Origin of the sequence: Candidatus Magnetominusculus dajiuhuensis (assembly GCF_046044395.1) — a bacterium.
Lineage (GTDB): Bacteria > Nitrospirota > Thermodesulfovibrionia > Thermodesulfovibrionales > Magnetobacteriaceae > Magnetominusculus > Magnetominusculus dajiuhuensis.
On record NZ_JBJUSG010000022.1, the window covers coordinates 20,429 to 32,181 of the forward strand.

An 11,753-nucleotide genomic window follows, 5' to 3' on the forward strand; every position below is an offset into this window, starting at 1 on the left:
AGATTAAAGGATTAACAGATTAAAGGATTAACAGATTAAAGGATTAACAGATTAACGACGAAGGGGGGGTAACCCCCCCTTCACCCCGTAATCTCGCCAACGCTTTATCAATTGATTTTGGGCTGCCGCTCGTTGGCGGCTTCCAGAACTCCGGCTAACGGCTATTATGCTCACTCACGGCATTGACAATAATACATGTAAAGGCGCATACTGTGTGGAAGTGTAGGCATGTGCAGTGGGCTTACGCCCACTACACAGTTGACTTTAGCATCCGCGTTGCGGATGCTAAAACGGTTTGGTGAATGCTAAAGAAATTTGAACGGGGGGGTTATGTTTAAGAATATTCGGATTAGTGTCAGGCTGTTTTCGTTGGTTGGGTTTATGGCGGTAATAATTATCGCGATGGGGGTGGTTGGCCTTAACTCATTAGCGAGCCTTAACAAAAACTTCAACTCACTGTATGCCGACAGGATGGTACCAGTTGGCGACCTTTCGGTGATTAACGATAAGATGCGCGAGAACGTCCAGCAGTTGCTTCTTGCGGCGTTCCATGACCCTACGCTGGAGGTCAGCAAGGTACATAACGCCGACCACCCGATAACCAAACACACCGGCAAAATCGAGACCAATATTGAAGAGATAAGCAAGTTGTGGACAAGCTACATGGCGTCATCTCTGTCTCCAGAGGAAAAAACACTCGCTGATAAATTTGCCGAAGACAGGGGGAAATTTGTAAACGAAGGCCTAAAACAGGGCATCGTTTTCCTCAAAGAAGGGAAATTCAACGACGCGAATTTATTTACGGTGAAGAAGATCCTGCCATTATACAGCCAGGCAAAAAGTAGTTTCGATGAACTGATAAAACACCAATACAAGGCCGCGGTTGACCTTGACGAGACAAATTCTAAGACCTCCAGCCGGAGCAAAAAACTGACGATATTCACTATTATATTCAGCCTGATAGTTTCAGTTCTCGCCGCATGGTGGATAATAAGCAGCGTGACAAGTTCTATCAAAGAAGGTGTAAGAGTAGCCGGCAGCCTTGCCGACGGTGACCTTAACGTTGACATCAATGTTACCAGCAACGACGAGACAGGACAGCTCCTAAGTGCGATGAAAACCATGGTTGACAAACTGAAGGAAGTAATCGGAAACGTGAGGACGACCTCTGGCAGCGTGGCACTAAGCAGTAACGAGCTTAGCGCAAACGCACAGAGGATATCAGAAGGGGCTACAGAGCAGGCGGCGTCCGTTGAGGAGACATCGTCTTCGATGGAGCAGATGAGTTCCAACATACAGCAAAACACAGACAACGCAGTGCAGACTGAAAGGCTGGCGTCAAAATCGTCCAAGGACGCCACTGTAAGCGGCAAATCTGTAACAGACGCGGTGGCGGCAATGAAAGAAATAGCAACCAAAATATCTATAATAGAGGAAATTGCCAGACAGACAAACCTCCTTGCGTTAAACGCGGCCATTGAGGCAGCGCGCGCGGGGGAACACGGCAAGGGATTTGCGGTTGTGGCCTCGGAGGTAAGGAAACTTGCCGAGCGTTCGCAAAAAGCCGCCGGTGAGATAACCCAACTGTCGGCAACAAGTGTAGTCGTGGCCGAACAAGCAGGGGATATGCTGACAAAACTTGTACCCGATATTCGCAAGACCTCTGAACTGGTTCAGGAAATTGCCGCCGCGAGCAACGAACAAAACTCCGGGGCGCAGCAGATTAACAGGGCGCTGCAGCAGCTTGACCATGTGATACAGCAAAACGCCTCATCCGCAGAGGAGCTGGCCTCTACATCCGAAGAGTTAAACTCGTTGGCAGATGAGCTGCAAAGCGCAATAAGTTTCTTTAGAATAGGCGAGGCAACGGCAAGCCAGAGGCGCACACCGGCAAGAAAACCTAAATTAATTCAGCAAGTTACTCACCAACCCACTCACACCAAGCCAGCAGCAAAGCAAGCGCTGAAACCCCACACGCCCCACCCTGTCCGAAAAGGCATGGCCGAGTCGTTCGACTTTTCCAACGCGAGAAGCAAACACCTCCTGTGGAAAAGCCGACTTCGGGATTTTCTCGACGGCAAGGAGAGCCTAACCGAATCACAGGCAGTGTCACACAAAGACTGCGACCTCGGCAAATGGTTATATTCCAAGGGAATAGATAAATTCGGCCACCTGCCGGAGATGCAAAAACTTGAGACAATCCATGAGGAACTACACACGGTAGTCAAGCAAATCGTCACACTGAAACACGCTGGAGATTCATCAGGCGCAGAGAATCAATACTTACAAATAGGCCCAATGAGCAAAGAAATAATAGACCTCCTGACGGCGATAGAAAAGAAGATCGCGTAGCGAATACGGGTCGAGGGGGGTTACCCCCCTCGCGGGAGTTTGAGGGCAGCGCCCTCATGCCTTTTTTTGTTAGTGTTTAAAAACTCTCTGTCCTGTAAAAACCATCGTTACTTTAGGGTCGGCCTCGTTGCATGCCGTTATGGATTCGAAGTCTCTGTCGGAGCCGCCGGCGTGAACGATTGCGGTTACGCCCTCTTCAATACCCACATCCACGCCATCCCTGAATGGAAAGAACGCGTCTGAGATCATTGCTGAACCTATAAGCCCGCCGCGTGCCTGTTTTGTCTCGCTTGCAATATCATCGAGGGCGTCTCTCTTGCGCTTGCCCTCCTTGACTTCTTGCTCAAAAACCTTTAACGCAACTCCATGCCGCTTAAAGCACAGCGCGTCGGCATACTTCGTATAGGCCTTAAAAACAGCTATCTCTGCCACCCCTACCCTGTCCTGTTCGCCGGTGCCTATGCCCACAGTGACACCGTCCTTTACGTATATCACAGAGTTTGAGGAGATTCCCTGTTCGATGTTCCAGCCAAAGAGCATGTCTTCATACTCTTTTTCTGAAGGACTTCTTTTTATCATGTACTCCACACCCTTGTATAGGGTCTTAGCGAGTTGAAAATCATCCTTCGTCCTTATTTTGTTAGTCTGCGACTGCTGAACAATCAAGCCACCGTCTGAAAGAGATTTAAAATCAAGATATTTCATGTCTTTGTATTCGGCAAGATCACCCATCCTCTTCAGACGAATTATCCTGAGATTCTTCTTCTTCTTTAACAGAGATAATGCCCCATCCTCAAACTCCGGGGCAGCGACAACCTCCAGATAATTAACCGCAATTGCTTCTGCGGTAGCCTTATCAACCGGCCTGTTCAGGGCAAGACAGCCTCCAAAGGCGGCAATCCGGTCAGCCATATCAGCCTTCAAATAAGCCTCTTCGATTGTTCCTCCGTAGGCGGCCCCACAGGGATTATTATGCTTCATTATGACAGCGGCCGGCCTCTCTGTCAGATATTTCAATATATTCAAGGCATTATCCAGGTCTGTAAGATTAATCTTACCGGGATGCTTTCCAGCCTGAACCATATCATCCTCAGTAATAGCGCTAACCAAACCCTTTCCCGGCCTTATATACTCACAACCAGCAATAGTGAGATTACCGTTAACTAGTTCATAGACCGCCGCTTCCTGGTCGGGATTTTCCCCGTAGCGCAACCCCTTCTCTATTAAATCGCCCGTCTTTTCATCTGGTATTTTCCAAGTCCTCTTTTTATAGACCAGGCTTACTTCTCCCATCGTAATAGTCAAATCGTCAGGAAAGTGGTCATCAAGAATCGTCTTATACATCTTTTTATTAAGTTCCGCCATCTTATCGCTCCTATTGGCCCTTCAACAGCATAGAGCCTTTTGTTAGATTTAAATGCGAGGCTATGACGTCGCATTTTGCCTGAAACAAAAAGAATAAATTTTTCTTATTATCACCCTCAAGGGTCTCGAAATTCCCCTGTCCCTTGCTTATTACGAGAGAATGCCTATTATACTCCTTTACAAAATCCTGGCTGCAAAACTCCAGCTCAGTGCCAACGGCGTCTGTGCCATTATCTATCACCCTGCAGTGCTGTTGTAAGCCAACCTCAACAGCGTCCTCCATAGTAGCGTCATTGATGACCGCACTGCCCTTGACAACGGCGGTAACGTGTTTACCCATCCCCGCGAGGAGTTCAATCAGGAGCATGTCAAAGACTATCTCACCGGCATTATCCAGTAGATAGAGAATCTCTTTATGCCCTTGCAGTGCCTCTTCAAAGGAATGGAAATCATCCACCGCTATGACATCTTCGAGCGCCTTATTGATTGTCTTTTCAACATCGAAGGATTCATAAATGCCGAAGTCTATGATGTTTCCGGCAATAGCAATCCTTGCGGCGCTCCAGAGGGGTTCCCCGCTATTGGATACCATTTCTTTGAGAGCAGGATAGAGTTTCAGGGCAAACTCATTGAACTGGCGTTTAAGCGCGGCATACGGGTCAAGCCCCATCCTTTTTTTAACCGTTCGATATATAAAAGTGGTCGCATAGGCCGGAGTTTTTTCTACGTCCACGCCTTTCAACACACCAAGGACATCCCCGATTATCGCAAACCGCACCTCGTCATCCATATCAAACTGGGAAAGCGCGGTAACTGTCTGCCGTAAGAAACAAGGAAAACATTCAACATTAACCTTCATTTGCCCGCCGTCTTCAGATAGTTGGCAATAGCGGCGTCATATCCCGAAATCACCGTAAACACCTTCAAGGCAAGCGAGAGGCGAAAGCCATAGCTCAAGCCGCCCCATGAGGACTTCATTTCATCTATTACCTTGTCGTAATCGGCGGGGTCTATGACCGGGGCTACGTCTTTAAAGTTTTTAGCCGCGGCGCGAAGCATAGTAGGGCCGCCGATATCTATATTTTCGATGGCCTCATCAAACGTTACTCCCACCTTTGCAATGGTTTTCTCAAATGGATACAAATTCACCACAACGAGGTCTATGGTCTTGATGCCGTGTGCGGCGATGACGCGCATATCGTCGGGGTTGTCTCTGCGGGCAAGGATGCCGCCGTGGACCTTTGGGTGGAGGGTCTTGACCCTGCCGTCGAGCATCTCGGGGAATCCCGTGTATTCGGAGATTTCTGTTGCTGACACACCAGCCTCTCTCAGCGATTTGGCGGTTCCTCCGGTTGAAAATATTGTTACACCCATCTCATGAAGCTTTTTTGCAAACGCTACAACGCCCGACTTGTCGGACACGCTTATGACGGCGTTTTCAATCTTACTCAAGCCATACCTCCCTGATAATTATATTTATGGAAATTGATTTTAACATCTTATATAAATTGAGGTAAAGAATATGTTAGAATGTATCTCGTTTAGTTATGAAAAAAATCGCAGCGATATTCATATTCTTAGTTTTGATTGCGGCAGCGGCAGCGGCTGAGGAGATTGTCGCGCCCTCTGACGACAACAACACCACAACACTCGGCATAAAATGGAACAAAAGCGGCGGCTCAGTCATAGACGCCGACAAACTGGACTATGACGGCGTAAAAAAAATATACTACCTGACCGGCAATGTTGAAATCACGTCTAAAAAAGACAACTCCACAGTAACGGCCGACTACGCCGAGTTCTACGAAGAGAATTCTCTGGCCGTGCTCAAGGGAAACGTCATATACGAAGACAGTGACATCAGGGCGCTTGCCGATGAGGCGGAACTCTACACCGATAACAATACCGGGTTTATGACGCGGGCAACACTGCTCTTTAAAAAAGATAACTACCACGTCAAAGGAGAAACCATACAGAAACTCAACTCCGGCAACTATCACGTAGACCACGGCTCAATAACAACCTGTGACGCTCCTATCCCTGCGTGGTGTTTTTATTCCGAAGAGACCACGATACAACTAAATGACGAGATAGTGTCGAAAAATGTTACGATGCGGGTAAATGACGTCCCCCTGCTTTATACGCCGATTTTCGCCCAGTCACTTAGGCGGCAAACGGGCTTTCTGATGCCCATAGTGGGCTATAATTCGTTCAAAGGGGCACATATAAGCCTTCCGTTTTATTGGGCTATATCAGAAAACAGGGACATGACTATCACACCGGATTATTATTCAAAAAGAGGAGAGGGCCAGGGCGTTGAATACAGATACGTCGAGGAGGGCGGCATAGGGGGCAGATGGTGGGTTTATCATTTGCGCGACCGGGTTGACGACAAGAACTATTTTCAAATCGTAGGGACGCACAGCCAGTTTACAGAAAGCGGTTTTTCATCTATACTGGAGGTTAATTATTTAAACGAAAAAGACTATTACCAGCTCTACAGTCCATCGGTTCAAAGGAGCATTTCCCGCTTTATTGAATCCACGGGTGAGCTTGCATATTCCACCGAAAAAATCAGGGCATATCTGCTTTCACAGTACTGGGTGGATTTAGCAAATCCAAATGGCTGGATATCGCAGCGGGTACCGGAGGTTGGATTTACTGTCCATCCTGTGGAGATAAGTCTGCTTGACGCCTTTTCTGTGAGGACTGCCGCGACGAACTTCATATCAGATGTAAACGTAAAAGGGGAACGATTGGACATATTTCCTAAGGTGTATTGGTCAATAGGAGACGGCGTGAGGTTCACGCAAACAGCCGGAGCGCGTGAGACATTTTACAAGCTCTCGCATACGGTTGATGGCCGGGACGATATAAACAACTTCGCGGGTTTTTATAGTGCCTCGCTTGACGCCACACTGGCCAAAGACTATTCGTCATTTACACATATCTTTGAGCCGTCGCTGAGATTCAACTACATATCGCACGACATATACACAGACAACGACACCTACCCTGCCCCGATTTTGGATTCTACGGAGCTGTTCAGAAAGACAGCCGCAACTGAGCTTTCGCTTATGAATTATCTCAGGAACAGCAGTGGGACGTTTCTATTTCTGAATCTTCTAAACTCATATGACGCCCTTGACCCGGCCCAGAGACTTCAGCCGATGAGACTTCAACTGGCGGTTAAAAAACCTGTCTTTTTTAAGGCCGAGGCGGCGTATGATTTTAAGACCGGACAAATGACGAAAGTCAACTCAGTGACGAGCATAGCGTTCTCGGACAATGTTAAACTCTCTGTTGGAGAGCGATATAACCTGCTCAACAGCATTACGTATATAACCAGCACAGTAGACCTTATGTTAAGCAAGGAATACGCCTTTAGGACCAACGCATGGTATGACGCGAGGACTGGCGAGGCCAAATATTACAGCATAGACTTGTTTTATATGAAACAATGCTGGGGGCTTAATCTAAGAGTTGCGCGCACCCCTGATTCGTTTGGCGTATATTTAATGATAGACCTAAAGGGCATTGGAAACCAGCAGATGTTCTCCTTTGGCAGGACATAGGGCTGAGGACTATGCTGATTGACATTGGAACAGGTAACTTACCCCAGTTTAGACAATCAGTCTTCGAACACGTCTTTGATACTAACCTGAAGCCCCTCGATGACCTTAGACGTAACCACTCCCTCAAACGCCGCAACTTTGAGCAGCTTATACTTAACAACATCAAGGGTGAATATCTCAATCGTCTTTAGTTCAGGCATGACTATCCAGTACTCCGGCACACCGTATTTCTCATAAATAGACTTCTTAACCTCGGTATCATATTCGTAACTACTTGAAGATACTATCTCACAGACCATATCCGGTACGCCTCGTATCCAATCCTGATCAATGGCCATATTCTCTTTCCTGATAAACAGTATATCGGGTTGAAGGCGGTTAGTCCCTTCTTCTAAGATTACGTCAAGCGGCGAGATATGTACCTTCCCTAATCTATTCATTTTGACGTGGCGGTGTATAATTTCAGTTAAATTTAAAACAACACTCTGATGTTTACTAAAAGGGCTTGGCGACACAACCTCCTCCCCGTTGATTATCTCCGTTAAGTCTAAGTCTCGTTGCAGCGCAAGCGTTTCCATGACTATATTATACCCTCAATCCTACGGGTTTGTCTATGCGTCCCAGCCCCGCCCTATTCCTCGATTATCTGCCCCTTCAGGCCATCAGGGGCGTATACGCATATGGCGTCCATCTCTCCTGTGTCCGGGTAGTACATGCACCTGTACGAGGCCGTCTTCCCGTAGTTGACCATGATTTGTTCCCAGCCCTTTACGTAAAAGCTGCACTCGTCGTTAAAACATATGTACATATATGGCGTACACCAGCCAAGTCCGTCGCTGAGATTAAATGTCGGCGGCTCGGTCTTACTCATCTTCTGCCCACAGTACGGGCAGTTCGGCGCTTCTGTCAACTTCATATGTTCTCCTTATGTTTTACACGTTCACTTTAAGTTACTGACCGCATGGCCCCGGCAATCTCCTCGTGATACTGCTGAATTGATTTTATCCCAAGCCTCCCTGATTGTAACTTTTCTATCGCCCTTATGACTGCCCTCGCACCGGCTATCGTCGTGGAGTATGGAACTTTATAGAGCAGCGCGTTTGTGCGAATTGACTGTGAGTCCTTCTTTGCCTCCGCGCCTGAGACCGTGTTTATTATAAAACTTATCTCCTTGTTCTTTATTAGATCAAGTATGTTGGGACGGCCTTCTCTTACCTTGAGGACTACCTCGGAGTCGAGGCCACAGGTGTCAAGGAATTGTGCCGTACCCCCTGTTGCCACAAGCGTAAAATCCTTATCTACGAGTTGCCTGGCTATCTCAGCAACAGCAGATTTATCCTCATCCCGTACGCTGATAAATATCTTGCCGGACAAGGGCAGCTTATTAAAGCTCGATGTCTGAGCCTTCGCATACGCCGTGCCGAAGTCGCCGTCTATGCCCATGACCTCTCCCGTGGATTTCATCTCAGGACCAAGTATCGTATCCACACCGGGAAACCTCTCAAACGGCAGCACCGATTCCTTTACCGAGATGTGGGCGTGGCTTATCTCCCGCGTTACGCCAAGTTCTTTCAGCGTCATACCGGCCATCACCTTTGCGGCAACCTTCGCCAGCGCCAGCCCCGTGGTCTTACTCACATAGGGAATCGTCCTTGACGCCCTGGGGTTTACCTCAAGTATATAGACCTCGCCACCTTTGACGGCAAACTGGACATTCATCAGCCCTATGACGTTGAGTTCAAGGGCAAGCGCCTTCGTCTGATTTTTTATCTCTTTTATCAGCTCATCACTAAGAGAATACGGCGGCAGCGAGCAGGCCGAATCCCCCGAATGTATGCCAGCCTCCTCTATATGTTCCATCACCCCGCCAATGATGACATTCACTCCGTCGCTGACGGTGTCAACATCTATCTCGATGGCGTCCTGAAGGTATTTGTCCACCAGTACCGGGTGCTCCGGAGACGCCTTTACCGCCCTTACCATATAATCGGCAAGCGACACGTCGTCATAGACTATCTCCATTGCCCGCCCGCCAAGCACATACGACGGCCTTACCATGACAGGGTAGCCGATGCGTTCAGCACTCATGATGGCCTCAGAGGCAGACGTGGCAGTCTCGTTTTCGGGCTGTTTGAGCCTAAGCTTATCAATAAGTTCCTTAAATCTCTTTCTGTCCTCCGCCCTGTCTATGGCGTCTGCCGATGTGCCGAGGACGCGAACTCCCTCTCTTTCCAGTGGTACGGCAAGCTTTAGCGGCGTCTGCCCCCCAAACTGGACAATAACACCCTCCGGTTGCTCAATCTCAATTATCGCAAGGACATCCTCAATAGTAAGAGGCTCGAAATAGAGCCGGTCTGAGGTGTCGTAGTCAGTGCTTACGGTCTCAGGGTTACAGTTCACCATGATAGTCTCATACCCAAGGTCCTTCAGGGCATAGGCGGCCTGCACACAGCAGTAGTCAAATTCAATCCCCTGCCCTATCCTGTTTGGCCCTGAGCCGAGGATGATTATCTTTTTTCTTGTTGTCGGGTTGGCCTCGCACGCGGAGACGACCTCCATCCCGCCGTCAGGAAGTAGTCTATAAAAAGGCCGTTCGTATGTGGAATAAAGATATGGGGTTCGCGCCTTAAACTCCGCCGCACAGGTATCAACTATCTTATAGACCGGCTTAATGCCATGCCCCTGTCTTAGCGCCCTTACCGCCTTTTCGTCCTTACCCATCAGGGAGGCAAGCATCTTGTCCGAGTAGCCGAACTCCTTTGCCTTCCTTAATACATCCGGCTGCCCGCCCCTTTCTCTTATGACGGACTCCATATCAATTATTTCTTTTATATTGTTCAAAAACCAAGTATCTATCTTTGTCAAATCGAATATCCACCGAACGTCATATCCATCTCGCAGCGCCTGTGCAATGTACCATATCCTCTCGGCATTAGGGGTCTGGAGTTTTCCCTTTAACACGCCGCGCGTGAGGCCCGTGATGGGTTCAAAACCGCATGTATCCGCCTCAAGGCTTCTGATGGCCTTTTGAAGGGATTCTTTAAATGTCCTTCCTATGGCCATTACCTCGCCGACAGACTTCATTGATACCGTAAGCACCGCCTCCGCCTCTGGGAATTTCTCAAAGGCAAAGCGGGGGATTTTTGTGACCACATAGTCTATGGCCGGCTCAAAGGAGGCAGGGGTCTCGCCGGTTATGTCGTTTGTTATTTCGTCAAGCCTCATGCCGATGGCCAGCTTTGCCGCAATCTTAGCGATAGGAAAGCCGGTTGCCTTACTTGCAAGGGCGGAGCTTCTTGACACACGCGGATTCATCTCTATGACCATCATGTTGCCGTTTTCGGGGTCTACCGCAAACTGGATGTTACTTCCCCCTGTATCAACGCCTATTTCACGAATTATCTCAATTGACGCGTCTCTCATCTTCTGATACTCTTTGTCTGTGAGGGTCTGGGCCGGGGCGACGGTGATTGAATCCCCCGTGTGAATACCCATCGGGTCAAGGTTCTCTATTGAGCAGATTATTACGACGTTGTCCGCCGTGTCTCTCATCACCTCAAGCTCGTACTCCTTCCAGCCGATGACTGACTCCTCTATCAGCACCTGCCTGGCAGGGCTTAGGTCGAGGGCCTTTTTGAGCAGCGGGCCAAACTCCTCAATATTGTAGGCAACCCCCCCGCCCGTGCCTCCAAGCGTGAAGGCAGGCCGCAGGATGACGGGCAGCTTCACATAATCCAGCGATTTCAGCCCATCGTCCATGCTTGATACGGCAACGCCTCTGGGTACGCGCAGGCCTATGCGCTCCATTGAACGCTTGAACAGCTCCCTGTTTTCGGCCTTGTGAATGGCGTCGAGGTTTGCCCCTATGAGTTTCACACCGTATTTGTCGAATATGCCCATCGCGGCGGCCTCAACGGTGAGATTCAGGGCGGTCTGGCCCCCCATTGTGGGAAGCAGGGCGTCAGGGCGTTCTTTTTCGATAATCATTTCAAGAAACTCAGTTGTCAGCGGCTCAATGTAAGTAACGTCGGCGGTCTCAGGGTCGGTCATAATCGTAGCTGGATTGGAGTTAATCAGTATTACCTCATACCCCTCCTCCCTCAGCGCCTTACAGGCCTGAGTGCCGGAGTAGTCAAACTCGCAGGCCTGCCCTATGACTATCGGCCCTGAGCCAATTATGAGTATTTTCTTTATATCGTGTCTCTTTGGCATATCAACCTCACGTGCGCTATTGTAACATCTTTTGACTGGTTTAGTGTCTTTTTTTGTAACAGCTCAGGGCAAACGCATTAGAAAAATAAAGCAGAAGATACCTTGCCGTCATTCCGGCTTGTCCGGAATCTTCCCTTTAGTGGGAGGTTCATGATGATTGTGCATATTCTGAGGCATAAGGACAGATTCCGGACAACAGACTGTGTCACAATAGTAAAGCAGCCCCCCCCCCTTTTTTTTTGAGGTGGG

General features: G+C 48.7%; 7 protein-coding genes and 1 pseudogene. 2 read left to right on the top strand and 6 right to left on the bottom strand.

Annotated elements, in window-relative coordinates:
* The first annotated feature begins 330 nt into the window (after positions 1 to 330).
* The gene (locus AB7D94_RS04895) at positions 331 to 2,352 is read left to right on the top strand and encodes a methyl-accepting chemotaxis protein (protein ID WP_420264611.1); all 2,022 of its coding nucleotides are present in this window, start codon (positions 331 to 333) and stop codon (positions 2,350 to 2,352) included.
* A gap of 69 nt (positions 2,353 to 2,421) precedes the next feature.
* Here AB7D94_RS04895 and AB7D94_RS04900 read toward each other — a convergent pair whose 3' ends face one another.
* The 3 genes and pseudogenes from AB7D94_RS04900 to AB7D94_RS04910 form a co-directional block, all read right to left on the bottom strand.
* Positions 2,422 to 3,717, bottom strand: coding sequence for an IMP cyclohydrolase (locus tag AB7D94_RS04900; protein ID WP_420264612.1), 1,296 nt, complete (start codon positions 3,715 to 3,717; stop codon positions 2,422 to 2,424).
* Between the two features lie 10 nt (positions 3,718 to 3,727).
* Positions 3,728 to 4,576 carry a damage-control phosphatase ARMT1 family protein gene (locus AB7D94_RS04905; RefSeq protein WP_420264613.1) on the bottom strand — a complete coding sequence of 283 codons (849 nt, stop codon included), beginning with the start codon at positions 4,574 to 4,576 and terminating at the stop codon, positions 3,728 to 3,730.
* A 2-nt stretch (positions 4,577 to 4,578) separates the two neighbouring features.
* Positions 4,579 to 5,160: pseudogene (locus AB7D94_RS04910) on the bottom strand (hypothetical protein); the annotation flags it as partial.
* Positions 5,161 to 5,264: 104 nt separating this feature from the next.
* On the opposite strand from AB7D94_RS04910, the gene AB7D94_RS04915 reads away from it, so the two are divergent.
* Entirely contained in the window at positions 5,265 to 7,292 is a 2,028-nt protein-coding gene (locus AB7D94_RS04915; RefSeq protein ID WP_420264614.1) for an LPS-assembly protein LptD, read from the top strand.
* A 56-nt stretch (positions 7,293 to 7,348) separates the two neighbouring features.
* Here the strand turns inward: AB7D94_RS04915 and AB7D94_RS04920 are convergent, their stop codons facing one another.
* Genes AB7D94_RS04920 through carB form a run of 3 tightly spaced genes read right to left on the bottom strand, consistent with a single transcriptional unit; the run spans position 7,349 to position 11,504 of the window.
* Positions 7,349 to 7,870, bottom strand: coding sequence for a Uma2 family endonuclease (locus AB7D94_RS04920; RefSeq protein ID WP_420264615.1), 522 nt, complete (start codon positions 7,868 to 7,870; stop codon positions 7,349 to 7,351).
* Between the two features lie 53 nt (positions 7,871 to 7,923).
* Positions 7,924 to 8,208 carry an ogr/Delta-like zinc finger family protein gene (locus AB7D94_RS04925; RefSeq protein ID WP_420264616.1) on the bottom strand — a complete coding sequence of 95 codons (285 nt, stop codon included), beginning with the start codon at positions 8,206 to 8,208 and terminating at the stop codon, positions 7,924 to 7,926.
* A 29-nt stretch (positions 8,209 to 8,237) separates the two neighbouring features.
* Positions 8,238 to 11,504: a carbamoyl-phosphate synthase large subunit gene (gene carB, locus AB7D94_RS04930; RefSeq protein ID WP_420264617.1), complete on the bottom strand. Its 3,267-nt coding sequence runs from the start codon at positions 11,502 to 11,504 to the stop codon at positions 8,238 to 8,240.
* Positions 11,505 to 11,753 lie beyond the last annotated feature (249 nt).